Genomic DNA, 24,408 nt, shown 5'->3' on the forward strand with positions numbered 1-24,408 from the left:
CGATGTACGGCGCACTCTGGAGGGTCCTGCCCGGACCCGTCTGGCTGAGGATCATCATCCTCGTCGTCCTGTTCGTGGCGGTCGTAGCCGCCCTCTTCACGTGGGTGTTCCCCTACGTGGACTCGTTCATCGTCGATCAGAATGTGACCGTCGGCGACGAATGACCCGAGTCCTGGTCATCGACAACTACGACAGCTTCGTCTACACGCTGAACGGGTACGTCGAACAACTGGGTGCCGAGACGGTCGTCGTGCAGAACGACGGCATCGCGCTCGACGACCTCGAGCAGCGGATCCGCGGGTTCGACGGCGTCATCGTCTCGCCCGGACCCGGTCGGCCATCCGACGCCGGAATCTCACTGGACACCGTGCACGCGGCGTACCGCATCGGGACACCACTCCTCGGGGTGTGCCTCGGCCACCAGGCGATCGCTGAGGCGTTCGGAGCGACCGTGCACACTGCCGACGAGCTGATGCACGGGCAGAGCTCGCTCGTCGAACACGACGGCAGTGTCTTGTACCGGGGAATCCCGCCGCAGTTCAACGCCACCAGGTATCACTCGCTCGCCGTCGTCGACGGCAGCGTGCCCGAGGAGCTCGTCGTGACGAGCCGGACGACCGGCGGCGTCATCATGGGGCTCCGCCACCGTGACGCCCCGATCCACGGCGTGCAGTTCCATCCGGAATCGGTGCTCTCCGAGGGCGGCTACCAGCTCCTGGCGAACTGGCTCGAGACGACCGGGCTCACCGCTGTGAATGAGCGGGCACGAGGGCTCAGCCCGCTCATGACCCGGTAGGCCCTTCGAGAGGCTCAGGGACCGGAGAGCCTGCTCAGGGACCGCCCTTCGACAGGCTCAGGGACCAGCGCCGCCCGCGGACCGGCGCAGCCTACGGACCGGAGCAGTAGGTGAGCGTGATGACGGACTTCTGCGGGATGTCGCCCGGTGCGGGAGACATCGCCGTGACCGGGTCGCCGGCGACGGCCTTGCACGTCGCGTCGGCCTGCGGCTGCACGGTGAACTGCCTCGTCGAGTCCTGCAGGTAGTTCGTCGCGTCGAGGAGCGGCTGCCCGACGACGTCCGTCAGCGTGACGTTCCCGCTGGAGACCACGAGGTTCACCGTGGACCCCTGGTCGACGGAGGTACCCGCTCCGGGATCCATCCGCAGTACGACACCTGCCGGCACGGTCGGCGAGTTCTCCCGGGTCACGGAACCTTGCGCGAGACCGGCAGCGGCGACCGCGGCCCACGCAGCCTCGGAGGACTGGTTGACGACGTCGGGGACCTCGACCTGGGCACGGCCGGTCGACACGTAGACCTTGATCTGCGTGTTCTTGGTCACCGTGGTGCCGCCGGGCGGGTCGGTGCGGATGACGTGACCCGCCTTGTAGTCGCTGCTCGCTTCGTCGAACTTGGTCGGGACGAGCTCGAGCTGCTCGATCGTGCTGTTCGCGCTCTCCCACGTGGCGTCGACGAGATCCGGGACCTCTCTGGAGTCCGTGGAGATGCTCGTCGCGGGCGGAAGCTGCACCACCCAGAACACGAGGGAGAAGAGGACGACGGCGATTCCGGCGATGGCGGCCCAGATCCACACGACCGGTGGCCGGCGCTGGGTACGCGTCACGGTGTCGTCCGAGGTGAGCTGACGGATCGCCTGCTCGGTGCTGGACGCCGCCGTCGGAGACGGGCCGAACAGTGAGTCGTGGTCGTCGCGGCGGACCGGAACATGGCCGGCTCCGGCTTCGTCGAGGTCCTCACGGAACTCGACGGCGCTCTGGTACCGCTCGAAGCGATCCTTCGCGAGGGCTCGGAGGACGACCTGATCGAGTGCCGGCGACACCTTCGGGTTGATCGAGCTCGGCTTCACCGGGCGCTCGCTCACGTGCTGGTACGCCACTGCGACGGCGGTGTCGCCGCGGAAGGGCGCCTTGCCCGTCAGCATCTCGAAGAGGACGACGCCGGTGGAGTAGAGGTCGGTCCGGGCGTCGACCGTCTCGCCCTTGGCCTGCTCGGGGGAGAAGTACGCAGCCGTGCCGAGGATGGCGGTCGTCTGGGCGACCGTCGTGGACGAATCGGAGACGGCGCGCGCGATGCCGAAGTCGGTGACCTTGACGTCGCCGGCCGTGGTGATCATGACGTTGCCCGGCTTGATGTCGCGGTGCACGACGCCGGCGCGGTGGGAGTACTCCAGGGCGGTGAGGATGCTGTGCGCGATCCGCACCGCCTCCTCGGACTCGACGGGACCCTCGGCGATGAGGTCCTTGAGCATGCGCCCTTCGACGTACTCCATGACGATGAACGGCTCGATGAGGTCGTGACCGGAAACGTCCTTCACCCGCTCCTCGCCGGCGTCGTAGACGCGGACGATCGTCGGGTGCGCCATCCGCGAGGCGGCCTGCGCCTCTTGCCGGAAACGGGAGCGGAAGGCGGGGTCGGTTGCGAGCGTGGACTTCAGGACCTTGATGGCGACGGTGCGACCGAGCTTGGTGTCCACGCCGCGGAAGACGTTGGACATGCCCCCGCGACCGATGAGGTCGCCGACGACGTATCGGCCTGCGAGCAGGCGTTGATCGTCAGCCACGTACCACCCCTGAATTCGCTTGGAGGACAAACACTAACAGCTTACCCGGGCACCTTCCGAGTGCTCTCAGGGATGACCCTGAGAGCACTCGTCGCGGCATCGGCCTACTGCTCCTTGATGACGTTGACCGACTCCGAGGACGGCGATCCGGAGGAGGTACCGGTGCTGCAGCGGACCGCGTACGAGACCGAGAGCGTGCCCACCGCGTCGACTGTGATGGTACCCGTCGTGGTGTTCGCATCGAACTGGCCCGAGGAGTTGTTCTGGAAGTAGCCGCCGGAGACAGCGACGGTGTACCCGAGGAAGTCGGCCCCGGTCGGGCAGGCGTTCTGCACCGCGAGCCAGTCGACCTTGATCGAGGTCGAGGTCGCGTCCTTCGGGATGACGAGCGATCCGTCGTCGAGTGCCGACTGGTCGAGCTTCGGTGCCTCGGTCGGCGGGTTGATGACCGCGATCTCGTCGTAGACGGTCAACGTGATGGCCGAACCGGTCTTGACGTTGCCCGTGGGGTTCACGTCGTAGACGGTGTTGACCTGTTCCGGCGTCGTGGCCGGGTCGCCGACGTTCTTCGACACGCTGAAGTTGTACGGCGGCGCGCTGAAGATCGTGTTGAGTTCGTCGAAGGACCGGCCCTGGAGGTCGCTCAGGTTGATCGGGAACACCGTGGGCGTGGGCGTCGGTGTGGGCGTCGGGGTCTTCGTCGGCTTCGGCGTCGTGGACGTCGTGGCCGACGGAGTCGTACCTCCCGCGTCGTTCCCCTGGTTCGCGAACACGGCGATCAGCGAACCGACCAGCACGATGACGAGCAGGGCGACGAGACCGATGAGCGGCCAGGTCCACTTGCTGCGCTGCTTCTTCTCGCCCTCGCCCTCGACGTCGTCCTCGAGCTGGTCCGCTTCGGCGGCGGACAGCAACTGCGTGGTCGCGTCGTCGGCTGCGGGCATCCGGCGGGTCTGGTCCATCACGGTGGTCGCGGCGTCGCCGGCCCCACCGAGGATCATCGGCACGGCTGCGGCCGCGGCATTGAGGTCGCCCCGACGGAGCGCCTGGGCGGCGCGCGCGACGTGGGCGGACGATGCCGGACGGTCGACCGGGTTCTTCGCGATCATCGACATGACGAACCGGCGGACCGGCTCGGCGATCGTGACGGGGAGCTCCGGCGGCTGCTCGTTGATCTGCGCCATCGCGATGGCGACCTGCGACTCGCCCGTGAACGGACGGCGTCCGGCGAGGCACTCGTACGCGACGATGCCGAGCGAGTAGATGTCCGTCGACGGTGAGGCGGGGTGCCCGCTCGCCTGCTCGGGCGAGAGGTACTGCACCGTGCCCATGACCTGACCGGTGGCCGTGAGCGGCACCTGGTCGGCGATGCGGGCGATGCCGAAGTCGGTGATCTTGACGCGGCCGTCCGGCGTGATGAGCAGGTTGCCCGGCTTGATGTCACGGTGGACGAGGCCTGCGGCGTGCGCGGCCTGGAGTGCCGACGAGGTCTGCGCGACGATGTCGAGCACCTTGTCGGTGGGCAGGACGCGCTCGCGCTCGAGCACGGTGGACAGGGCCTCACCGGGCACGAGTTCCATGACGAGGAACGCGCTGCCGTCCTCCTCGCCGTAGTCGAAGACGTTGGCGATGCCCTCGTGGTTCACGAGTGCGGCGTGCCGTGCCTCGGCACGGAACCGCTCGAGGAACCCGGGGTCCCCCATGTACTCGTCCTTGAGGATCTTGATGGCGATGGTCCGGCCGATGACCAGGTCAGTGGCCTGCCACACCTCGCCCATGCCACCGATCGCAATGCGAGATTGCAGTTCGTAGCGACCTCCGAAGGTCAGCCCGGCTGTCGGTCTCATTTGTTCAGCACCGCCTCTAGTACTTTCTTCGCGATCGGCGCGGCCACGAGGTTGCCGTAACCGTCCTGTCCGAGTCCACCGCCATCTTCAACAACGACCGCCACGGCGACCTTCGGGTCGTCCGCAGGCGCGAAACCGGTGAACCACAGCGTGTACGGATCGTCGGATCCGTTCTGTGCCGTGCCTGTCTTTCCAGCCACATCGACCCCATCTATTCTTGCATTAGTCGCAGCACCGCTCTGGACGCCCTGGACCATGATGTCCGTGATCTCCTTGGCCACCGAGCTCGAGATCGGCTGCGACAACTGCGCCGGTTCGAACTCCTTGAGCACGCTCAGATCGGGGTTCACGACGCGGTTCACCAGCTGCGGGTTGCAGACGATGCCACCGTTCGCGATACCGGCCGAGACCATGGCCATCTGGAGTGCCGAGGCCCGCACGGTGTACTGCCCGAAGGCGGCCATGGCGGTCTGGTCGTCGCTCAGCGCGTTCGGGAAGGTGCTCGGCTGCATCGGCATGGGGTTGAGTCCCGTTCCGGTGATGTTGACGTCCATGTTGAAGCCGAAGCTCTGCGCCATGTCGCGGATCTTCTCGTAGCCGAGTTCGACGCCGAGCTCCGCGAGCGGGATGTTGCAGCTGAGCTCGACGGCCGTCGCGATGGACACCGTCGCGCCGCCGCCGCAGCTTCCACCCTCGGAGTTGCGGATGACGGTGCTCGTCCCGGGCAGCGTGTAGGTGGAGGGGTTCGGGAACTCCGACTCCGGCGTGTAGTCACCCGACGCGAACGCGGCGGCCGCGGTGACGAGCTTGAACGTGGAACCGGGCGGATCGAGGTCGCCGTCGACGCCCTTGTTGAGGAGTGGCTGGCGGTCGTCGTCGTCGAGGGTCCGGTAGGCGTCGAGCACCGCCGCGTTGTCGTGACTGGCCAGGACGTTCGGGTCGTAGCCGGGGCTCGACACCGAGGCGAGGATCTTGCCCGTCTTCGGCTCGATGGCGACGATCGCGCCCTCCTGGTCACCGAGTGCGTCGAAGGCGGCCTGCTGCACGATGGGGTCCAGGGTGACCTCGACCGCGGCACCCTTCGGTGCCTGACCGGAGATGAGCCGGTTGATGGAGTCGAGGAACTGCGAGTTCGAGGTACCGCTGAGGAGGTCGTTGGTCGCGAGTTCGAGACCGGACGAGCCCTGGGTGGGCGAGAAGTAACCGGTGACGGGCGCGTACAGCGGGCCGTTCGCGTAGACGCGCTGGTACTTGTACTCGTCGTCACTCGCGACGGACGAGGCGATGGCGGTCCCGTCCGTGAGCAGGATGGGACCCCGCTCCGTCCGGTAGCTGTCGTAGAGCGTCCGGGTGTTGCGACCGTCCGCGTTGAGGGTGTCGGCCTGGAACATCTGGATGATCGTGGTCGACCCGAAGAGCGCCAGGAACATCGCCAGGACGACGATGCTCACCCGCTTGAGTTCGCGATTCATGAGACCACCGCCTTGGGTTGGGTTCGGACCGTGTCGGAGATGCGGAGCAGGACGGCGATGATGATCCAGTTCGCGACGAGCGAGGACCCGCCGGCCGCCAGGAAGGGCGTGGTGAGCCCCGTGAGCGGGATGATGCGGGTCACGCCGCCGACGACGACGAAGACCTGCAGCGCGACGGTGAACGCCAGGCCGACCGAGAGGAGCTTGCCGAAGTCGTCGGTACCGGCGTAGCCGACCCGGAAGCCCCGCGAGACGAGCAGCAGGTAGAGCGCGAAGATCGCGAAGAGACCGGCGAGACCGAGCTCCTCACCGAGGCTGGCGATGATGTAGTCGCTCTGCGGGACTGGGGTGATCTCGGGCATGCCCTGGCCGAGCCCGGTGCCGAGCAGTCCGCCGTGGGCGAGGCCGAAGATGCCCTGCACGAGCTGGTAGCTGCCGCCGTCGCGGTCGAAGACCTCCGGGTTGAAGGCGTCCCACCAGTTGTGGAAACGACCGGCGACGTAGGACAGGGTCTGACCGGCGATGAACGCACCGGCGAAGAACATCGTCAGGCCGATGATGATCCAGCTGGCACGGCTCGTCGCGACGTACAGCATGACGAGGAACATGCCGAAGTAGAGCAGACCGGTTCCGAGGTCGCGCTGGAAGACGATCACGCCCATCGCCATCGCCCACACCACGAGGATCGGGCCCAGGTCGCGCAGGCGGGGGAACTGGATCCCGAGGAACTTCTTGCCGACCATCGAGAGGCTGTCGCGCGTGCGCACGAGATAGCCGGCGAAGAAGACCGCGAGAGCGATCTTCGCGATCTCGCCGGGCTGGAAGGTGACCGCGTCGCCGATGCCGATCCAGACGCGGGCGCCGTTGACCTCGCGACCGATGCCCGGCAGCAGGGGCAGCAGGAGCAGGACGAAGGCGAAGAGGCCGGCGATGTACGTGTACTTGAAGAGGACGCGGTGGTTGCGGATGATCAGGACCACGGCGATGGCTCCGGCGATCGCGATCGCACTCCACACCATCTGTCGGACCGCGGCGCTCGCCCAACCGGAGTCGCCGAGGGCGATGTCGATCCGGTAGATCTCGGCGATGCCGACGCCGCCGAGCACGGTGGCGATCGGCAGCAGGAAGGGGTCGGCCTCCGCCGCGGTGTAGCGCAGCACGATGTGGAAGGCGAGGACCAGGAGCGACAGGCCCGAGCCGAAGGTGATCAGGGCGAAATCGAGGTGTCCGAGCGCGCCCAGCTGCACGAGCATGACCGCGACCGCGTTGATGGCGAACGCGAAGATGAGGAGCGCGAGCTCGAGGTTGCGGAGCTTCTTCGGCAGCCGGAGTCGGCGCATCGTCTTGATGACGCCGGTGTCGGCTTGGATGGGGGCAGCGACGTCACTGGTCATCGGTCACCCGCAGACGTTTCACGATGTCGAGGGCCTCGGTGAAGGAGGAGGCGCTGATGGTCTGGTCCACGGCCTGGCGATCGAAATCGGAGAGCGAGCCGAGCGGGATGCCGGTGTCCTCCTTGACGCTCGACAACTGGATGGGGCCGATGTCCTGCTGGATGCCCTGGTAGATGACGACGGTGTCGTCGTCGCCACCGACGAAGTAGCGGGTCTGGGTCCAGGCGTACCCGAGCACGACCCCGCCGACGATCGCGACGATGACCACGATGAGGCCGACGAGCCAGGTGATGCGCCGCCGTCTCGCACGACGCTCGTCCTCTTCGATGAGCTCGTCGAGGTAGTCCTCGGAGGCGGGCTCGAAGTGCGAGTTGCCGAGCGAGGTGACCCGGCCGGGATGCAGCCAGCTGTTGGGGATGAGCGAGGGCTTCTTCACCGACGGGGTGAGCGCGAAGGCCACGGGCTTCGAGGCCGAACCGACGACGACGGGCTCGCCGTCACCCACCGGCTCGTCGACGATGTCGACGACCACGACGGTGACGTTGTCCGGTGCACCGCGGTCCAGGCTCTGCCGGACGAGCTTCTCGGCAGTGCGCTGCGCCGACAGCTTCTCGGTGAGGGTCGCGGTGATGTGCGTCTCGTCGACCACGCCCGAGAGACCGTCCGAGCAGAGGATCCAGCGGTCACCCGGCTGCGTCCCGAGCGTCATCGTGTCGATCTCGGGGGAGGCGTCGACGTCGCCGAGGACGCGCATCAGCACCGATCGGCGGGGATGGACCATCGCTTCCTCGGCCGTGATCCGGCCGGAGTCCACGAGGCGCTGGACGAACGTGTGGTCGACCGTGATCTGGCTGAGCTCGCCCTCGCGGAAGAGGTAGATGCGGGAGTCGCCGATGTGGGCGATGGCGACCTCGTTGCCGATGACCGCGAGCGCGGAGACCGTGGTGCCCATGCCCGTCAGCTCGCGGTGCTTCGAGACCGTGTCGCCCAGGATGGAGTTCGCCGCGAGGATCGCGGACTGGAGCGTCGCCTCAGCGGCTTCGGAGGACGGATACGGTTCGTCGGCCTCGATGATGCGGTTGAGTGCCATCGCCGAGGCGACGTCACCGCCGGCGTGGCCACCCATGCCGTCGGCGACGACGAACAGGTGGTGCCCGGAGTAGCCGGAATCCTGGTTGTTTGAGCGCACTTTACCCACGTGGGAGAGCGCTGCGCCGGCGCCGCTGGTCGTCACCGGGTTACCGCCGCAACTCGAAACTGGTCTGGCCGACCTTGACGGGGGTGTCGAGTGGGATCTGCGTCGGGACGCTCACGCGCTTGCCGGCGAGGAAGGTGCCGTTGGTGGAGTCGAGGTCCTGGACCATCCACTCGTCGTTCCAGAGCATGAGGCGCGCGTGATGCGTGGACGTGTAGTCGTCGCGGATGATGAGGCCGGAGTCCGCTGAGCGGCCGATGGTGATCGGCTCGCGGCCGAGTGGGAGCTCGGTGCCCTGCTTGGGACCGGACACGATGACGAGGCGCGAGGTGTTGTCGACCGTGGCGCGTGGAGGCGTGCCGCTCGATCCTCCGGCAGCGGGCCGACTGGGTGCCGGGGCGGTCGCGGCGCGCATCGGCTGCGGCGGGGTGGCCGGAGCACCGTTCGACGACTGCTGCTGCGGCTTCCGGACACGTGGTCCGAAGAGATCGGTGCGGAGGGCGTAGACGATGCCGAAGACGAACGTCCAGAGCAGGAGCAGGAAGCCGATGCGGAGGACCAGCAGGGTCAGTTCGCTCACGCGCCGTCCCCCCAGGAGTCGCCGAAGGACGACACATCGTGACGTCGGGTCGCATCGCTCATCTGGCGATCGGATCCGCCGGCCTTGGCGACCACCCTGAACACGATCCTGGTGCGGCCGATCTCGATGACGGAGTCGGGGGAGAGGGCCGCCTGGCGGAAGGGCTGGCCGTTGAGCTTCGAACCGTTCGTCGAGCCGAGGTCGCGCGCCTGACCGGCGTTGCCGTCCCAGAGGATCTCGACGTGCTTCCGTGAGGTGCCGGTGTCGGGGATCGTGATGTCGGCCTCGGCACCGCGGCCGATGACCGTGCGGGCCTGCGTGATCGGATAGCGCTTGCCGCCGATGTCGAGCACAGGCGCCCAGGTGACGGAGCCCTTGAGGTTGACGCTGTCGATCTGGACGAGGCCGTCGGGGAGGGAGCGGTCGCCGGAGAGCTTGATGGTCACGGCCCCGGGGAAGGAGTAGCCCTGGCTCTTGGCGTGCTTCTGGACGAGCGAACCGAGCTCGTCGATGAGGGAGGGACCGATGGCGTCCATGCGCTCGAAGTCGGTGGGCGACATGCGGACGGTGAACTTGTTCGGCACGAGGATGCGGTCGCGGGACACGACGGCGGCCTTGGTGTCGAGCTCGCGTCGGAGCGCGCTCGTGATCTCGACCGGCTGGAGTCCGGACTTGAAGGTCTTCGCGAAGGCGCCGTTGACGGCGCGCTCGAGTCCCTTCTCGAAGTTGTCCAGAATGCCCACGGTCTCTCGATTCGTGTCGGTGTCCAGGCAATGTTAGACGGTTTGCCTGCACACGAGGCCAATCGACGCGGGCGCCGACGCCAGGTGTTCACCCGCTCGGCAGCAGGAGATCAGCATCGGCACCGGACCGTCGGGGCCGTTTCGTCCTGCTCTGGCGCGGATCTCCGGTGTTCTGCCACCCGGGCTCCGCGTGCTATCCTCGATAAGTTGCCGCGAGAGCGGTGACGTCTGGTGTCTCGCGCGAGTGGCGGAATTGGCAGACGCGCTGGCTTCAGGTGCCAGTGCTCGAAAGGGCGTGCGGGTTCAAGTCCCGCCTCGCGCACCAGTGGATGTGACACGAAGGCCCCCGAGGAATCGGGGGCCTTCGTCGTTGTCGGCGTCGATCGACGAATCGGTTCTCGGTGTTCGTGGAGCCAGGGGCGCTCGTCGCGCGTTGACAAGGTCACTTGACACGTCGTCGTGTGACAAGCATGCTTGACCTATGTCAGGTTTCCTTGTCACCGCGGATCGCGGACCCGAGGTGTGCGGCTGATGGCGGCGCTCACCGAGCGCGAGGGGCGCGGTGGCGCCGCGTTCCGGCGGCTGGCGTCGATGAGCGCTCGCGATGTGCTCAGGAACCCGCTCACCGGGATCTCGATGTGGTTCATGACCGGCATCGTCCTCGTGATCTACGTCTCCATGTGGCTCGCGTTCGTCGTCCTGGGCCCCGCTCCGGTCGTCGCGCTGGACACGGACGACCCGGGAGTCCCGTCGGCTCTGGAGCGGGCCGGTGTGCGGTTGGTCACCGACGACGCCCCCGATCGGAACACGCGGGTGACCGTGCACGAAGGGAGCGCCCTGGTCGTGCTCGACGCTGCCGACCAGGCTGCGTGGGACCCGATCTGGCGGGGGCTGCGCGACGCAGGCGTCCCTGCGCACGACGTGACGGTGACGGATGACGAGGGCGACGTGAAGATCGACCCGCTCCAGGAGAACCTCGGGATCGTGGTCCTGGTCGGGGTCGCGAGCCTGGCGTTCGTCGGGACGACCGTCCCGCTCGTGGCGATGCGGGAGCGCGGGCTGCTCCGGCTGCTCGGTGTGACGCCGCTCCGCCGATCGACCTTCCTCCTCGCGCAGCTCCCCTTGCGTGCGCTGGTGGCGGTGGGCATCCTGGTGCTGACGACCGGGATCGCCGTCTGGCGCAGGTACGTCGACGGTGTGGACCTCCTCACTCTGGGGGTCTCGTTCCTCCTCGGGGCGGCGATGCTGTTCGCTCTGGCGTTGGTGTTCGCCGCCCGATCGCGGAACGCCGAGGCGATACAACAGACGATGGTGATGGTGACGATCGGGCTCGTGTTCGCGTCGGGTGGGCTCCTGCCGCAGTCCATCCTCCCTGCCGCCGTACAGGTCGCCATGGACTGCCTGCCGACCACCTGGTTCGCCGTCGCCGCGAGTGCCTCACTGACCGGGGCCGAACCGTTCCTCCCCGTCCCCGCGCTCTGGGGGCTCATGTCGCTCATCACCGTCGCAGCAGGCGTGCTCGCCGTGCGGTGGTTCGAGTGGGATCAGTCCGAGCGCGACGGGCGGACGACCACGACGTCCGACACACAACGAGAGGTGGCTGCATGAACGAGCACACGACACGGGGATCGACGCCGCAGGAGCGTCGCGCGTCCCGCAGATACATGTGGGAGATCGCGGCCGGTGCCGTCGGGTTCCTCGTGACGTTCCTCTTCCTACCGGAACTGTTCCCCACCGAGCCGGGATCGCCCGCAGCCGTCGTGGTCGCGCTCGTCCCGCTCGTGCCGGTGGTGTGGATGGCGATCGCACTCATCCGGCACGTGCGTCGCGTTGACGAACTGCAGCGTGGAGTGATCGTGCTGAGTCTCGCCATCGGGTTCGGTGCGGCGATGCTGATCAGTCTCGCGGTCGTGTTCCTGTCGACCGCCGGTGTCGTCGTCCCCCAGCCGGAATGGTGGGTGTTCATCGGCGGGATGGCGGTCTGGGGCGTGTCCATCGGTGTCGTCTCCTTCCGGGCCACCCGATGAAGAACGACGTTCGCGCCCTGCGCACTGAACGCGGGTGGACCCAGGTCCAGTTCGCTGAAGCACTCGGCGTCTCCAGGCAGACGGTGAACGCACTCGAGACCGGGCGCTACGACCCGTCCCTGCCGTTGGCGTTCCGGGTCTCCGCACTGCTCTCCCGCCCGATCGAGGACATCTTCTTCCCGGGTGAACACGATGCCCCGCCGTCTGGAGGACGACGATGAACGGACCGGACCGAGTGGTCGTCACCGTCGAGCGGCTCGGCAAACGCTACGGCGGCCGCAGCGTCCTGCGCGACGTCTCCCTCCGGGTCCGCGCGGGCGAGGTGTTCGGACTGCTGGGACCGAACGGTGCCGGGAAGACCACCACACTCGAGACCATCGTCGGTCTCCGCCGTCCCACCGACGGAACCGTGCGGGTGCTCGGACGAGACCCGGCGATCGACCGCCGGTACGTGACCGAGCGGATGGCGGTGCAGCCGCAGGCCGCCACCCTGTTCCCGACGCTCACGGTCGCGGAGACGCTCGACCTCTTCGCGTCGTTCTACCGCGACGCGCGGCGCCCCGAGGAGGTCTTGGACGAGCTCGATCTGCGGGAGGCGCGGCGCGTGCGCGTGAAGCACCTCTCGGGCGGTCAGGAGCGTCGCCTGCTGATCGCCATCGCGTTGATCGGCGATCCCGAGATCGTCGTCCTCGACGAGCCGTCGGCCGGACTCGACCCGCAGGCCCGACGGAACCTCTGGGACATCATCCGGCGCCAGCAGGAACGCGGGACCACGATCCTGCTCTCGACGCACCACATGGACGAGGCCACCCAGGTCTGCGACCGGATCGCCGTCCTCGTGAACGGCTCGATCGCCGCCTCGGGGGAGCCTGAGACCCTGGTCAGGGAACACGCCGCCACGGCCACGGTGACTTTCGAGGTCCCCGGCCCGACCACCGCGGACGAGCTGCGTTCCCACGACCTCCCCGGCGAGATCACCGTGACGGCGAAGGGCGACGTCAGCCTGGTCGGGATCGTGACCGACGACCCCGACGCCGTGCTGCGCCGACTCACCTTCTCCACCGGTCTCAGACCGCGCGGGTTCCGAGTGGCGCACGGATCACTCGAGGACCTCTTCATCGATCTCGCGAACCGGCCGACGTCGGCAACCACGGGCGACCCGGCCCACAGCCCATGAGCACGACGCATGCGTTCCCGGCGCAGGTGCGGAGCTTCGCCGCGGCCCACGCGCGTGACCTCGTCCGGGACCCGCGCTCGGTCATCGCGCTCGTGGCGAGTTTCCTGGCCTTGATCGCACTGCTCTGGGGTGTGGACGCCCTCGTGGCGACGGCGTCCGGCGCGCCTGCCGGTGTGCTGGAGCGTGGCCTCCCGCTCGTCTCGAGCACGGGATCGATGGCGATCGCGTTCATGCTCACCACGGTGCCGCTGGTCCGGCATCGCAGCACCGGCCTGCTGCGGGCGCTGTCGACCTCGCCGGCCCGTCGCGACGCCTACCTGCTCGGACATCTGCCGATCCGCGTGGGGTTGGTCGTCGTCGAGGCTGCGGCGATCATCGCCCTGGCCGCCTGGACGGTGCCGACCCGTCCACTCTCCGACCTCATCGCGATCGCCGGCACGATCCTGCTCGGTGGCGCGATGCTGCTCGGCTTCGGCTACCTCCTCGCGGCGCGGTTGTCGAACCCGGACATCGCCATGCAACTCGCGTACCTGCTGCCGATGCTCGCTCTCGCCACATCCGGGGCGCTCTTCCCGCTCGCGGTCCTTCCGGAGTGGGTCGCCGGTCTCTTCCGGCTCCTGCCCACGACCTGGATCGTCGGCGCACTCGAGGCGCTTATCTCCCAGGGCCCTCAGCCCGTGCCGCTCGCGGTGGTCTGGAGTCTGATGGCGGCGTGCGCGGTCGTGTCGGGTCTCGCGGCCGCCGGGCTCCACCGATGGGACGCAGGCTGACGGACGGCACCGTCCACGACTGGTGAGCGGGGCGGCGGTGGCATCTGGTGCTCCGCGGTTGTGAGGTGAGATGATGCGGTGCTGCCTCGAACGCGTGCGGTCCTCCGCCACGTCCGTCCCGATGCGCGAGGCGCTGCGGGTTCCGGGACGGCTGCTCCTCCCGACGACCCGGAATTGAAGGACGCCAGGCACCCGATGACGACCCGCGACGCATGAAGTACGTGCCCTCTTTCGGCCTGAAGGCGCAGGTGTCCATGCTCTGCGTGGCGCCGCTCTTCATCTTCCTGGTGACGCCGAAGGACAAACTCGCAGCGGCTGCGCTGCCTCTGGTGATCGTCGTCGTGATCCTCGCAGCCGTGGCATGGAACACCCTCGTCGTGACGACACACCGGATCGTCGTGCTCGATGAGCATCTGGTGGCGTACACGGCCTTCCGCTCCCGCGTCGTCCGTATCGACGACGTCACCTCGATCGGACTGAGCTGGACAGCCCAGAGCTTCCGCATCGCCCTGCGGGATGGTCCGAGCATCAGGGGCTACCGCCGCAACGGCTACGCCACGTTCGCGGAGGACCTGACGACCGGACACCCGTCGATCGAGTTCCGATACTCCATGCTGAAGCCGAAGACCGATCAGTTCATGGAATCGGGCTACTCGGAGCTGACGGCGGACGAACGTCGCGAAGCCGAGGCCCTCGTCCTGGCCGCCCAGTCGGCGACGAGCTGAGCTGCCCGCGCGACGATAGGGTGAGGACCCGTGACGGCCGTCCTTCCCCCTGAGCATCGCGAGACGACGCCCCGCGGGGTACTCGTCTCCGTCGTCGCCTCGTTCCTGTTCGCGGCGCTGTTCTTCCTGCCGCCCCTGCTGGAGCCGTTCGGGGCGAACGAGATCTTCGCCTGGCGCGTGATCGCGACGGTGCCGGTGCTGGCGACGCTCATCGCGGTGTTCGGGTGGTGGCGGGAGGTCCGGGACATCGCGGTCCGTCTCGCGCGTCGTCCGATCCTCGTCCTCGTGGTCGTGCTCGACGGGCTCCTGTTGTCCCTGCAGCTGTGGCTCTTCGGTTGGGCACCGCAGACGGGGCACGGGCTCGAACTCGCACTCGGCTACCTCCTGATGCCGCTGGCGATGGTCGTGGTCGGCGTCGTCCTGCATCGGGAGCGACTCGCGCCGCTCCGGATCGCGGCTGTGGCCGCAGCCGCCCTCGGCGTCACCGCCGCGATCGTCGTGGCCGGTGGGCTGTCCTGGGCGACCATCGCGGTCGCGGTCGGCTACCCGGTGTACTTCGCGATCCGGCGCCGAGCCGGGCTCGACTCCATCGGTGCGTTCTGCTTCGAGCTGGCGGTCCTCGTCCCCGTCGCGATCGTGCTGGCGCTGCAACCGTCCTCACTCGCCATCCTGGCCGCGCACCCGCAGCTGGGCTGGGGGATCGTGCTCCTCGGGGTGATCGGCGGCGTCGCCCTCGTGCTGTACCTCGTCGCGAGTCGCCTGCTGTCGTTCGGCGTCTTCGGACTGCTCAGCTACCTGGAACCGGTGCTGCTGGTCTTCGTGGCGGTCCTCCTCCTCGGCGAATCACTGACGCTCGCCGACGGGTTCGTCTACGGCCCGATCGTGGTCGCCCTCGTCCTGCTCGGGCTCGAGACCGTGCGCAGGCCACGCTGAGCGCCCTCCTTCAGCACGGCGCGTCGCCGCGAACCTGTGAAGTCAAGCCTCGGGACGCGTTCCGCGAGCGCGCCTAGCCTGAAGGCATGGTTACGAAGCATGCTCCAGCAGTGTCGCTCGAGTCGCCGTTTCCTCCAGCGCGAGACTCGTCCGAACGGCACCACGTCGTCCCGATCGGTGCCCGGCAATGGCGGATCTCGAACGACGCCGATCCCTCCTCACCCGAATGTTGTCTCGCGTACGTCGAGGCACAGGGCGCCGGTTACGACGTCCTCATCGTCGCGCCCAGCCCGCCTGAATGGCTGCATGTGGACACCTTCGACGAGGCCAAGCGCGCCGCGATCCGACGGCCGTCGCCGCAGCTCTGAGTCGCTCCACCGGCGTTCATTCGCCCATGATTGGGCGAATGAACGCCGGTTCGCCCAAGCATGGGCGAACGAACGGGCTCAGACGCTCCCGCGACGCACGATCGACGTGGGGACGAACGAGCCGACGGGCGAGATCGTCTCACCCCGGAGCTGCGCGAGCAGCACCTCGGCCGCGCGCTGACCGACGGCCGCCGCCGGCTGGTGGACCGTGGTGAGGGGCGGGTGGCAACGGAGCGCCCACGCCGAATCGTCGAAGCCGACGACCGACACGTCCTCCGGAACATTCCGCCCTGCCGCACGGAGGGCTTCGAGCGCTCCGGCCGCGACGGCGTCCGAGGCCGCGAACACGCCGTCGACGGCCGGCTCCCGGCGGAGCAGCTCCACCATCCCAGCGAAGCCGTCCTGGTGCGAGTAGAGCGGGACCTCCACGACGAGTCGTTCGTCGAAGCGGTCGCCGAGCGCATTGCGGAATCCGGCCAGTCGGTCGGAGCCGGAGTCCCGGTCGAGGGCTGCCGCGATCATGCCGATGTGCTGTCGACCGGCGCCGATCAGCTCACCGGTGATGTCGACCGACGCCGACCGGTTGTCGATCCCGACGAACGGGAGCTCACGGAGGTCGGGCGGGTGGCCGACGAAGGTCGCGGGGAGACCGAGGCGCTCGATGACGCGCGTGATCGGGTCGTTCTGGCGGGCGGAGACCATGATCACCCCGTCGACGAAGCCGCCCGAGAGGTACCGGGTGATGCGGTCGGTGTCGCGCTCGGAGTCGACGACCAGGCAGACGAGCTGGTGGTCGGCCTGTGACAGGGCCTCGTTCGCCCCGAGCAGGATGTTGCCGATGTTGGGGTCGTCGACGAACAGGCTGTGCGGCTCGTGGACGACGAATCCGACGGCCTGGGTGCGCTGCATGACGAGGTTCCGGGCGGCCGTGTTCGGCACGTAGCCGACCTTCTCGATGGCGGCCTCGATGGCCTCGCGCGCTTCGGCCGACACGTAGCGCTCGCCGTTGACGACCCGGCTCACCGTGCCTCGGGAGACGCCGGCCTCGACGGCGACATCGTGCACCGTCGCTCGTTTGCGTCGGGTCGGCGGAGGGGTCACGGCTCCACCCTAGCGCCGGTCCGGGCGGCCTTCGGCGGGCTCCGTGTTGACAGATTCCGAAACGCACGCCTACTCTGTGTACGTTCACAGACTCTCAACGTGGAGTTGTCGCTCTTCGATCTGTGCACGTTCACAGATCGCGGAAGGCACCATGAGCACGACCCCCACGTTCAGCCACGACGGCATCGCCTACGGCTGCGACTACAACCCCGAGCAGTGGGATCGGTCCGTCTGGCGCGAAGACGTCGCGCTCATGCAGGAGGCGGGCGTCGACCTCGTCGCCCTCAACATCTTCGGCTGGTCGCACCTCGAGCCACGGCCGGGCGAGTTCGACTTCGCCGGGCTCGACGAGATCCTCGACCTGCTCCACGAGGCCGGCATCCGGGTCAACCTCGGAACCGGCACCGCATCGGCCCCACCGTGGCTGACGTTCCGGCACCCGGAGATCCTCCCCGAGACCGAGGACGGGACGACCCGCTTCCCTGGCGGTCGCCAGGCCTGGTGCCCGTCGTCCGCGGTCTTCCGTCGCTACGCCCTCGAACTCGTGGAGCGCGTCGCCAAGCGCTACGGCGCACACCCCGCCGTCGAGCTCTGGCACGTGTCGAACGAACTCGGCTGCCACAACGCGCTCTGCTACGACGACGAGAGCGCCGAGGCATTCCGAGGCTGGCTCCGCGCCCGCTACGAGACGATCGAGCGTCTGAACATCGCGTGGGGCACGTCGTTCTGGAGCCAGCAGTACAGCGACTTCGCCGAGATCCTGCCGCCGCGCCTGACCCTGTCGAGCCGGAACCCGAGCCAGGTCATCGACTTCCACCGCTTCTCCTCCGACGAGCTCCTCGGCTATTACCGGGCCGAGCTCGAGGTCCTGCGCCGTCACAGCTCGGTGCCCGTCACGACCAACTTCATGGTCACCGCGCACATCCGGAACCTCGACTACTGGCGGTGGGCGCCCGAGATGGACGTCGTCGCCAACGACCACTACCTCGACAACCGCCTCGCGGACCCCACGGCCGAACTCGCGTTCGCGAGCGACCTCACGCGCGGTCTCGCCGGGGGCGGCGCCTGGTTGCTCATGGAGCAGTCCACCGGTGCGGTCAACTGGCAGCCGCAGAACCTCGCGAAGGCACCGGGCGAGATGACCCGGAACTCCCTCACGCACGTCGCGAAGGGCGCGGAGGCGATCTGCTTCTTCCAGTGGCGCGCGTCACTGCAGGGCTCGGAGAAGTTCCACTCGGCCCTCCTGCCGCACGCGGGCACCGACTCCGACGTGTGGCGCGAGGTCGTCGAGCTGGGCGGCACGCTCGACCGACTCGACGAGATCACCGGCACGCGCGTCCAGGCCGATGTCGCCCTCCTCTTCTCCTGGGAGAACTGGTGGGCCGCCGACGGCGAGAGCCGCCCGACCCACGCGATCGACCACCTCTCGCAGGTCCACGCGGTCCACGCGTCGCTGCGTCGTCTGGGTCACACCGTCGACGTCGTGCGTCCGGGCGCCGACCTCTCCGCCTACCGGCTCGTCGTCGTCCCGAACCTGTACCTGGTGCGCGACAGCGAGGCCGCGGTCGTCTCGGACTTCGTCGCAGCCGGTGGGCACGCCGTCGTCACGTTCTTCAGTGGGATCGCCGACGAGGAGGACCGGGTCCGCCCCGGCGGCTACCCCGGTGCGTTCCGTGACCTGCTCGGCGTCAACGTCGAGGAGTTCGCCCCCGTCCTCCCCGGCCAGGTGCTGACGCTCGCGTCGGGCCGGACTGCGACGGCCTGGTCCGAGCGGTCTCGCGTCCGCGGTGCCGAGGTCGTCGACTCCTTCGCCGACGGCCCGTCGATCGGTCGCCCGGCCATCACGCGCAACCGCATCGCGGGTGGCGGTGACGCCTGGTACCTCGCGACGAACCTGGATGCCGTCGCGCTCGACGAAGTGCTCCGAGACGCAGCCGCGGGGGCCGGGGCGCTGCCACAGGGTGATCCGGACCAGCCTGGCCTCGAGGTCATCCGCCGCGCCGACGAGGGTCGGAGCTACCTCTTCCTCATCAACCACTCGACGAACGACGTCGAGCTGCCGGCCAGCGGGCGCGAGCTCGTCACCGGCGAACCCGTCGACTCCATCGCACGCGTGCCAGCCGGCGCCGTGCGCGTCATCAGAGAGGACCGCACGCGATGAGCGTCAACATCGAGACGGCCGAGGCGACGTCGCCGCGGCCCGTCCGCCCGCCGAGGGCGGCCAAGCTGCCGAAGGCGGTGGTGCAGCACAAGCGGGCGATCGCCATCTTCATCGTCCCGTTCGCCGTGCTGTTCGCGCTGTTCTACCTCGTGCCGATCGGGTACGCGGTCTACCAGTCACTGCTCGTGATCGAGCGTGACGGCACCTTCGGTCAGGCCCGGGAGGTGTTCGGCGGACTGGCGCAGTACGTGCAGGTCTTCCAGAACGGCCCGTTCTGGCAGTCCGTCGGACGGGTGCTCCTGTTCGGCGTCGTCCAGGTGCCGGTCATGCTCGGGCTCGCGCTCCTCTTTGCGCTGCTGCTCGACTCACCGCTCCTGCGCGGCAAGCGGTTCTTCCGTCTCGCGTTCTTCGTCCCGTACGCGGTGCCCGGCGTGATCGCCGCCATCATGTGGGGCTTCCTCTACTCGCCGAACCTTTCGCCGTTCACCGCGATCACGCAGAACGTGGACTTCCTCTCGGCCGACCTCGTGCTCTGGGCCATCGCGAACGTCGTCACCTGGGTGTTCGTCGGCTACAACATGCTCATCATCTACTCCTCGCTGCTCTCCATCCCGACGGAGATCTACGAGGCCGCGCGGCTGGACGGCGCCGGTCAGGCGCGCATCGCCTGGTCGATCAAGATCCCGCTCGTGATGCCGGCGATCGTGCTCACGGCGATCTTCTCGATCATCGGCACGCTGCAGCTCCTCGCCGAGCCGCAGGTGTTCCGCACCTTCAGCTCAGCCGTCAGCAGCACCTTCACCCCGAACCTCACCGTCTACACCACCTCGTCCATCCCGAACGTGAACCTCGCAGCCGCCTTCTCGGTCGTGCTCGCGCTGGCGACCTTCGTCCTCTCCTTCGGGTTCCTGAAGTTCACGCAGCGAAAGGAAGGCAAATGACCGCCATCCTGTCCACCGGCCGCGGCCCGCAGGAGAGCCGCCTGTCGCGCGCCGGCGCGCTCATCGTGATGCTCGTCTTCACGCTCTACTTCCTCATCCCCATCTGGTGGCTGTTCATCGCCTCGACGAAGTCGTCAGCGCAGTTCGGCAACTCGGCTCCGCTCTGGTTCGCGGACTTCAATCTGTTCGACAACATCGGCCAGCTCGTCGCCTACCGCGACGGCGTCTACCTCAAGTGGATGCTGAACTCGGTGCTGTACGCCGGCCTCGGCGCACTGCTCGGCACGCTCTTCGCGGCCATGTGCGGCTACGCCCTCGCGAAGTACCGGTTCCCGGGACGCGACCTGATCTTCAACGTCGTCCTCGGCGGTGTGCTCGTCCCCGCGACCGCGCTCGCGCTCCCGCTGTTCCTCATCTTCAGCCAGGTGGGCCTCACGAACACGTTCTGGGCGGTCTTCCTGCCCTCGCTGGTGAGCCCCTTCGGTGTCTACCTGACGCGGATCTTCGCGGCGTCGAGCGTGCCCGAGGAACTCCTCGAGGCATCGCGTCTCGACGGTGCCGGTGAGATCCGGACCTTCTTCACCATCTCCGTACGCCTCATGTTCCCGGCGCTCGTCACCGTGTTCCTCTTCCAGTTCGTCGCCATCTGGAACAACTTCTTCCTGCCGCTCATCATGCTCCGCGACGAAGCCCTGTTCCCGGTCACCCTCGGGCTCTACTCGTGGAACTCGCAGGTCAACCAGATCCCCGAGCTGCGCCTCTACGTCCTCGTCGGCGCATTCCTGTCGATCATCCCGCTCGTCATCACCTTCCTCCTGCTCCAGCGGTTCTGGCGCTCCGGCCTCGGCGCCGGCGCCGTGAAGTAGTCGGACCGACCAGTAGGCATCTTCTCCATCCCGCACCAACACCCATCCCACACCATTCACAGAAGAACGGATTCGCTATGAACCTCAAGAGAACAGCGGTCGCCGCAGCGGTGCTGTCGGCCGTCGTCCTGAGCGGCTGCTCCTCCACCGGGTCGGAGGGCGGCAGTGCTGCTTCCTCCTGCGCCCCGGCCGAGGGCAAGGTCGACCTCAGCTTCACCTCCTGGATCCCCGGTATCGAAGAGGTCGTCGACGTCTGGAACAAGGAGAACCCCGACATCCAGGTCAAGGTCCAGACCGGCCCGAACGGCAACAGCGGTACGTACCAGAACTTCTTCAACCAGCTGAAGGCCGGCAACGCCCCCGACCTCGGCCAGATCGAGTACGACGCCCTCCCGAACTTCCGCGTGCAGAACGGCCTCATGGACCTCGGTGCGTGCGACGACGTCATGGCCGCCAAGGACGACTTCGTCGACTGGACCTGGGGTCAGGTCTCGCTCGGTGAGTCCGACTCGGTCTACGCCGTCCCGCAGGACTCCGGCCCGATGGCCATGTTCTACCGCGCGGACCTGTTCGAGCAGAACGGGATCGCCATCCCGACGACGTGGGCGGAGTACAAGGAGGCCGCCAAGAAGGTCCGCGCCACCGGTGCCTACATCACCAACTTCTCGCAGGGTGACATCAACCAGTTCGCCGGCTTCGTCTGGCAGGCCGGCGGCAGCTGGTTCGACAACGACGGCTCCGACTGGACCGTCGACCTGACCGACCCCGCCTCCAAGAAGGTCGCCGACTACTGGCAGGACCTGATCGACGAGGACCTCGTCTCGACCGTCCCCACCTGGACGACCGAGTGGGACAACGCGTACAACTCCAGCGCCGCCTGGACCTGGAACTCCGCCGTCTGGGGCGCGAACTCCATCGCGTCGGGTGCTCCCGACACCGCCGGCAAGTGGGCCGTCGCGAAGGCTCCGCAGTGGGAGGCCGGCGACTCCGCGGCAGGCAACTGGGGCGGTTCCTCGACCGCCGTCTTCACCGGTTCCAAGCACCCCTATGAGGCGTCGAAGTTCGCGCTGTGGCTGAACACCTCGGACGAGGCGCTCACCATGCTCAACACGAGCGCCAACATCTACCCGGCGACGAAGGAGGGCCTGAACCTGCCCGTCCTCAAGGAGGGCGTCGACTTCTACGGCGGCCAGCCGATCTACGATGTCTTCGCGGAGGCTTCCTCCGAGGTGTCGGAGGACTTCGCCTGGGGTCCGACGATGACGCAGACGTACAACGACGTGTCCGACGGCTTCAAGGCTGCGGTCTCCGGCGACGGAACCCTGCTCGACGCCCTCGCCAAGGGCCAGTCGGCGACGATCGACGCCCTCAAGGCGCAGTCCATCCCCGTCAAGGAGTAACAGAGCAGTGATCCACCACCTTCGTGCCGCGGGCGTCAGCCTGATCGTCGACGCCCGCGGCACGGAGGTGCCCACCATCCTCCACTGGGGAGCCGATGTCGGCGAACTCGCCACCGACTCACTCACCGCCCTCGCCGACGGGCTGACGCCGGCGATCCCGCCCTCGTCCATCGATGCCCCGCCGCGCCTCAGCCTGCTGCCCATCGTGTTCGACGGCTGGAGCGGCCGCCCGGGTGTCGGCGTGCACCGGCCGGGCGGAGCCGATGCGTCGAACCTGCTCGCGCTGCGGCTGATCGACCAGCAGGCCACCGACACCTCGCTGATCCTGACGACGTCCGACGAGCGCGCCGCGGTGACGATCGTCTCGACGATCGAGTTGACCCCCCAGGGTGTGCTCCGCGTCCGGCACACGGTGCGGAACGACGCCGAGGTCGACCGACCCCTCGCCGTCGACGCCCTCGCCGTCGTGCTCCCGCTTCCCGACCGCGCCACGGAACTCCTCGACTTCACCGGTCTCTGGACGCACGAGCGCACGCCGCAGCGCCACCGCCTCGGGCAGGGCGCCTGGACGCGCGAGCACCGTCACGGACGACCCGGTCACGACGACGCGTTCCTGTCCGTCGCGGGCGCACCCGGCTTCGACTTCCGCTGCGGCGAGGTGTGGGCGACCCACCTCGCATGGAGCGGCGACAAGGTGATCTGGAGCGAGCGCTCGCCACTCGGTCCCGTGGTCACCGGCTCCGGTGAACTCCTCGCGCCCGGTGAAGTCACGCTGGCACCGGGGGACACCTACGAGTCGCCGTGGACGGTCGCCGTCTACTCCGACGCGGGTCTCGACGGCGTCTCCGCGCGACTGCACCCCTGGATCCGCTCGTGGAGCACGATCACGAAGCCCCGCCCGGTGGTGCTGAACACCTGGGAGGCCGTGTACTTCGACCACGACCTGCCGACACTGCTCACCCTCGTGGAGCAGGCCAAGCGCGTCGGTGTCGAGCGGTTCGTCCTGGACGACGGCTGGTTCACCGGTCGCACGGACGACCGCCGCGCGCTGGGCGACTGGTTCGTCGACCCGGAACGCTGGGCCGGTGGGTTGTCGCCGCTCATCGACGCGGTCACCGGTGGCGGCATGGACTTCGGGCTGTGGGTCGAGCCGGAGATGGTGAACCCCGACTCCGAGCTCGCGCGCACCCACCCCGACTGGGTGCTGGGGCACCCGGACGCTCCCACCTGGCGCTTCCAACGGGTGCTCGACCTCGACAACCCGGACACCTTCGCCTACCTCCTCGGACGCCTCGACGCGTTGCTGACCGAGTACGACATCGCGTTCCTCAAGTGGGACCACAACCGCGACCTCCTCGGCGGCTCGGCGCACCGGCAGACGACGGCGCTCTACCGACTGCTCGACGAGGTGCGTGCCCTGCACCCCGGTGTCGACATCGAGTCGTGCGCCTCAGGTGGCGCGCGGATCGACCTCGGCATCCTCGAACGGGTCGAACGGGTGTGGACGAGCGACACGAACGACCCGCTGGAGCGGCAGTCGATCCAGCGCTACACGGGGCTCGTCGTTCCACCGGAGTACCTCGGCGGTCATCTCGGTGCGGCCCGTTCGCACACCACCTGGCGCACCTCGGACCTCTCGTTCCGCCTCGCCACAGCCCTCTTCGGGAGCGCTGGCATCGAGTGGAACCTCAACGAGGCGAGCGAGCCGGAACTCGAGCTGATCGCGACCTGGATCGCGCACTACAAGCGCCTCCGCCCGCTGCTGCACACGGGCGAGATCGTCCGCATGGACAGCGCCGACCCGGCACTGCACGCGCACGGGGTGATCGCCCAGGACCGCTCGTCCGCGATCGTCGCGCAGGTGGCGCTCGCCGCACCGCTGACGGCGATCCCCGCGCCGCTGCGCGTGCCCGGCCTCGATCCCGAGCGTCGCTATCGGGTCCGCCCGCTCGACCTCGGTGCGCCCGCCCGGTCGATCCAGGACGTACCGCCCCGGTGGTTGGTCGAGGGCTCGGTCGTGCTCACCGGCCGTGCGCTGGCCGAGGTCGGGATCGCGATGCCGCTCCTCGCTCCCGAGCAGGCGCAGCTCTTCACCCTCGACGCGGAGTAGCCGCCGCGTTCATTCGCCC

The 24,408-nt window shown here is 68.3% G+C and carries 23 protein-coding genes and 1 tRNA gene; 16 read left to right on the forward strand and 8 right to left on the reverse strand.

Features of this window, described 5'->3' with window-relative positions:
- The first annotated feature begins 2 nt into the window (after positions 1 to 2).
- Together HOW07_RS08120 and HOW07_RS08125 are read left to right on the forward strand one after the other, a co-directional pair.
- Entirely contained in the window at positions 3 to 164 is a 162-nt protein-coding gene (locus HOW07_RS08120) for a hypothetical protein (RefSeq protein WP_162852296.1), read from the forward strand.
- Positions 161 to 796, forward strand: coding sequence for an aminodeoxychorismate/anthranilate synthase component II (locus HOW07_RS08125; protein ID WP_175116609.1), 636 nt, complete (start codon positions 161 to 163; stop codon positions 794 to 796). Before HOW07_RS08120 ends, HOW07_RS08125 begins: the two co-directional genes overlap by 4 nt.
- A 91-nt stretch (positions 797 to 887) precedes the next feature.
- On the opposite strand, the gene pknB is transcribed toward HOW07_RS08125, so the two are convergent.
- The 7 genes from pknB to HOW07_RS08160 all read right to left on the reverse strand — a co-directional run bounded on the left by pknB (position 888) and on the right by HOW07_RS08160 (position 9,810).
- The gene (pknB, locus tag HOW07_RS08130; RefSeq protein ID WP_175116610.1) at positions 888 to 2,579 is read right to left on the reverse strand and encodes a Stk1 family PASTA domain-containing Ser/Thr kinase; all 1,692 of its coding nucleotides are present in this window, start codon (positions 2,577 to 2,579) and stop codon (positions 888 to 890) included.
- Between the two features lie 104 nt (positions 2,580 to 2,683).
- Positions 2,684 to 4,426, reverse strand: a complete 1,743-nt coding sequence (locus HOW07_RS08135; protein ID WP_175116611.1) for a protein kinase — start codon at positions 4,424 to 4,426, stop codon at positions 2,684 to 2,686.
- Positions 4,423 to 5,898: a penicillin-binding protein 2 gene (locus tag HOW07_RS08140; protein ID WP_079000372.1), complete on the reverse strand. Its 1,476-nt coding sequence runs from the start codon at positions 5,896 to 5,898 to the stop codon at positions 4,423 to 4,425. Before HOW07_RS08140 ends, HOW07_RS08135 begins: the two co-directional genes overlap by 4 nt.
- Entirely contained in the window at positions 5,895 to 7,292 is a 1,398-nt protein-coding gene (locus tag HOW07_RS08145; RefSeq protein ID WP_064294021.1) for an FtsW/RodA/SpoVE family cell cycle protein, read from the reverse strand. The genes HOW07_RS08140 and HOW07_RS08145 overlap by 4 nt, the downstream gene beginning before the upstream one ends.
- Positions 7,282 to 8,526: a Stp1/IreP family PP2C-type Ser/Thr phosphatase gene (locus HOW07_RS08150; RefSeq protein ID WP_064294020.1), complete on the reverse strand. Its 1,245-nt coding sequence runs from the start codon at positions 8,524 to 8,526 to the stop codon at positions 7,282 to 7,284. Before HOW07_RS08150 ends, HOW07_RS08145 begins: the two co-directional genes overlap by 11 nt.
- A 4-nt stretch (positions 8,527 to 8,530) precedes the next feature.
- A complete protein-coding gene (locus HOW07_RS08155) occupies positions 8,531 to 9,067 on the reverse strand; it encodes an FHA domain-containing protein (protein WP_064294019.1) in 537 nt (178 codons plus the stop codon).
- Positions 9,064 to 9,810 carry a DUF3662 and FHA domain-containing protein gene (locus HOW07_RS08160; RefSeq protein ID WP_064294018.1) on the reverse strand — a complete coding sequence of 249 codons (747 nt, stop codon included), beginning with the start codon at positions 9,808 to 9,810 and terminating at the stop codon, positions 9,064 to 9,066. Before HOW07_RS08160 ends, HOW07_RS08155 begins: the two co-directional genes overlap by 4 nt.
- Before the next feature lie 238 nt (positions 9,811 to 10,048).
- Between HOW07_RS08160 and HOW07_RS08165 the strand changes: the two genes are divergently transcribed.
- The 9 genes from HOW07_RS08165 (at position 10,049) to HOW07_RS08205 (ending at position 15,810) form a co-directional block, all read left to right on the forward strand.
- A tRNA-Leu gene (locus tag HOW07_RS08165) sits at positions 10,049 to 10,135 on the forward strand.
- A gap of 206 nt (positions 10,136 to 10,341) precedes the next feature.
- Positions 10,342 to 11,418, forward strand: coding sequence for an ABC transporter permease (locus tag HOW07_RS08170; protein ID WP_175116612.1), 1,077 nt, complete (start codon positions 10,342 to 10,344; stop codon positions 11,416 to 11,418).
- Complete coding sequence (locus HOW07_RS08175) at positions 11,415 to 11,837, forward strand: hypothetical protein (RefSeq protein WP_175116613.1); 423 nt, start codon at positions 11,415 to 11,417, stop codon at positions 11,835 to 11,837. Before HOW07_RS08170 ends, HOW07_RS08175 begins: the two co-directional genes overlap by 4 nt.
- Positions 11,834 to 12,058 carry a helix-turn-helix transcriptional regulator gene (locus HOW07_RS08180; RefSeq protein ID WP_175116614.1) on the forward strand — a complete coding sequence of 75 codons (225 nt, stop codon included), beginning with the start codon at positions 11,834 to 11,836 and terminating at the stop codon, positions 12,056 to 12,058. Before HOW07_RS08175 ends, HOW07_RS08180 begins: the two co-directional genes overlap by 4 nt.
- Entirely contained in the window at positions 12,055 to 13,014 is a 960-nt protein-coding gene (locus tag HOW07_RS08185; RefSeq protein ID WP_175116615.1) for an ABC transporter ATP-binding protein, read from the forward strand. Before HOW07_RS08180 ends, HOW07_RS08185 begins: the two co-directional genes overlap by 4 nt.
- A complete protein-coding gene (locus HOW07_RS08190) occupies positions 13,011 to 13,784 on the forward strand; it encodes an ABC transporter permease (protein ID WP_175116616.1) in 774 nt (257 codons plus the stop codon). Before HOW07_RS08185 ends, HOW07_RS08190 begins: the two co-directional genes overlap by 4 nt.
- 212 nt (positions 13,785 to 13,996) lie before the next feature.
- A complete protein-coding gene (locus tag HOW07_RS08195; RefSeq protein ID WP_175116617.1) occupies positions 13,997 to 14,509 on the forward strand; it encodes a hypothetical protein in 513 nt (170 codons plus the stop codon).
- A gap of 30 nt (positions 14,510 to 14,539) precedes the next feature.
- Positions 14,540 to 15,442 (forward strand): EamA family transporter RarD, encoded by a 903-nt coding sequence (rarD, locus tag HOW07_RS08200; protein WP_175116618.1) that lies wholly within the window; start codon positions 14,540 to 14,542, stop codon positions 15,440 to 15,442.
- Between the two features lie 86 nt (positions 15,443 to 15,528).
- Positions 15,529 to 15,810, forward strand: a complete 282-nt coding sequence (locus HOW07_RS08205) for a hypothetical protein (RefSeq protein WP_175116619.1) — start codon at positions 15,529 to 15,531, stop codon at positions 15,808 to 15,810.
- Positions 15,811 to 15,888: 78 nt separating this feature from the next.
- On the opposite strand, the gene HOW07_RS08210 is transcribed toward HOW07_RS08205, so the two are convergent.
- Entirely contained in the window at positions 15,889 to 16,911 is a 1,023-nt protein-coding gene (locus HOW07_RS08210) for a LacI family DNA-binding transcriptional regulator (RefSeq protein WP_175116620.1), read from the reverse strand.
- A 151-nt stretch (positions 16,912 to 17,062) separates the two neighbouring features.
- Here HOW07_RS08210 and HOW07_RS08215 point away from each other — a divergent pair, with 151 nt between their 5' ends.
- From HOW07_RS08215 to HOW07_RS08235, 5 genes are all read left to right on the forward strand, one after another.
- Positions 17,063 to 19,072: a beta-galactosidase gene (locus tag HOW07_RS08215; RefSeq protein WP_175116621.1), complete on the forward strand. Its 2,010-nt coding sequence runs from the start codon at positions 17,063 to 17,065 to the stop codon at positions 19,070 to 19,072.
- Entirely contained in the window at positions 19,069 to 20,013 is a 945-nt protein-coding gene (locus HOW07_RS08220) for a carbohydrate ABC transporter permease (RefSeq protein WP_064294001.1), read from the forward strand. The genes HOW07_RS08215 and HOW07_RS08220 overlap by 4 nt, the downstream gene beginning before the upstream one ends.
- The gene (locus HOW07_RS08225; protein WP_079000402.1) at positions 20,010 to 20,879 is read left to right on the forward strand and encodes a carbohydrate ABC transporter permease; all 870 of its coding nucleotides are present in this window, start codon (positions 20,010 to 20,012) and stop codon (positions 20,877 to 20,879) included. Before HOW07_RS08220 ends, HOW07_RS08225 begins: the two co-directional genes overlap by 4 nt.
- 77 nt (positions 20,880 to 20,956) lie before the next feature.
- Positions 20,957 to 22,279, forward strand: coding sequence for an ABC transporter substrate-binding protein (locus HOW07_RS08230; RefSeq protein ID WP_175116622.1), 1,323 nt, complete (start codon positions 20,957 to 20,959; stop codon positions 22,277 to 22,279).
- A gap of 7 nt (positions 22,280 to 22,286) precedes the next feature.
- On the forward strand, positions 22,287 to 24,389 hold the full coding sequence (locus tag HOW07_RS08235) for an alpha-galactosidase (protein ID WP_371743615.1): 2,103 nt from the start codon (positions 22,287 to 22,289) through the stop codon (positions 24,387 to 24,389).
- Positions 24,390 to 24,408 lie beyond the last annotated feature (19 nt).

This window comes from Plantibacter sp. MCCC 1A11337 (assembly GCF_013349365.1).
GTDB classification, from domain to species: Bacteria; Actinomycetota; Actinomycetes; order Actinomycetales; family Microbacteriaceae; genus Plantibacter; species Plantibacter flavus_A.

Coding starts and splice junctions, on each gene's coding strand:
- HOW07_RS08180 (WP_175116614.1), top strand. CDS start 11,834: ATGAAGAACGACGTTCGCGCCCTGCGCACTGAACGCGGGTGGACCCAG.
- HOW07_RS08225 (WP_079000402.1), top strand. CDS start 20,010: ATGACCGCCATCCTGTCCACCGGCCGCGGCCCGCAGGAGAGCCGCCTG.
- HOW07_RS08215 (WP_175116621.1), top strand. CDS start 17,063: ATGAGCACGACCCCCACGTTCAGCCACGACGGCATCGCCTACGGCTGC.
- HOW07_RS08230 (WP_175116622.1), top strand. CDS start 20,957: ATGAACCTCAAGAGAACAGCGGTCGCCGCAGCGGTGCTGTCGGCCGTC.
- HOW07_RS08170 (WP_175116612.1), top strand. CDS start 10,342: ATGGCGGCGCTCACCGAGCGCGAGGGGCGCGGTGGCGCCGCGTTCCGG.
- HOW07_RS08220 (WP_064294001.1), top strand. CDS start 19,069: ATGAGCGTCAACATCGAGACGGCCGAGGCGACGTCGCCGCGGCCCGTC.
- HOW07_RS08145 (WP_064294021.1), bottom strand. CDS start 7,292: ATGACCAGTGACGTCGCTGCCCCCATCCAAGCCGACACCGGCGTCATC.
- HOW07_RS08190 (WP_175116616.1), top strand. CDS start 13,011: ATGAGCACGACGCATGCGTTCCCGGCGCAGGTGCGGAGCTTCGCCGCG.
- HOW07_RS08185 (WP_175116615.1), top strand. CDS start 12,055: ATGAACGGACCGGACCGAGTGGTCGTCACCGTCGAGCGGCTCGGCAAA.
- HOW07_RS08205 (WP_175116619.1), top strand. CDS start 15,529: ATGGTTACGAAGCATGCTCCAGCAGTGTCGCTCGAGTCGCCGTTTCCT.
- HOW07_RS08195 (WP_175116617.1), top strand. CDS start 13,997: ATGAAGTACGTGCCCTCTTTCGGCCTGAAGGCGCAGGTGTCCATGCTC.
- HOW07_RS08120 (WP_162852296.1), top strand. CDS start 3: ATGTACGGCGCACTCTGGAGGGTCCTGCCCGGACCCGTCTGGCTGAGG.
- HOW07_RS08140 (WP_079000372.1), bottom strand. CDS start 5,898: ATGAATCGCGAACTCAAGCGGGTGAGCATCGTCGTCCTGGCGATGTTC.
- HOW07_RS08125 (WP_175116609.1), top strand. CDS start 161: ATGACCCGAGTCCTGGTCATCGACAACTACGACAGCTTCGTCTACACG.
- HOW07_RS08135 (WP_175116611.1), bottom strand. CDS start 4,426: ATGAGACCGACAGCCGGGCTGACCTTCGGAGGTCGCTACGAACTGCAA.
- HOW07_RS08175 (WP_175116613.1), top strand. CDS start 11,415: ATGAACGAGCACACGACACGGGGATCGACGCCGCAGGAGCGTCGCGCG.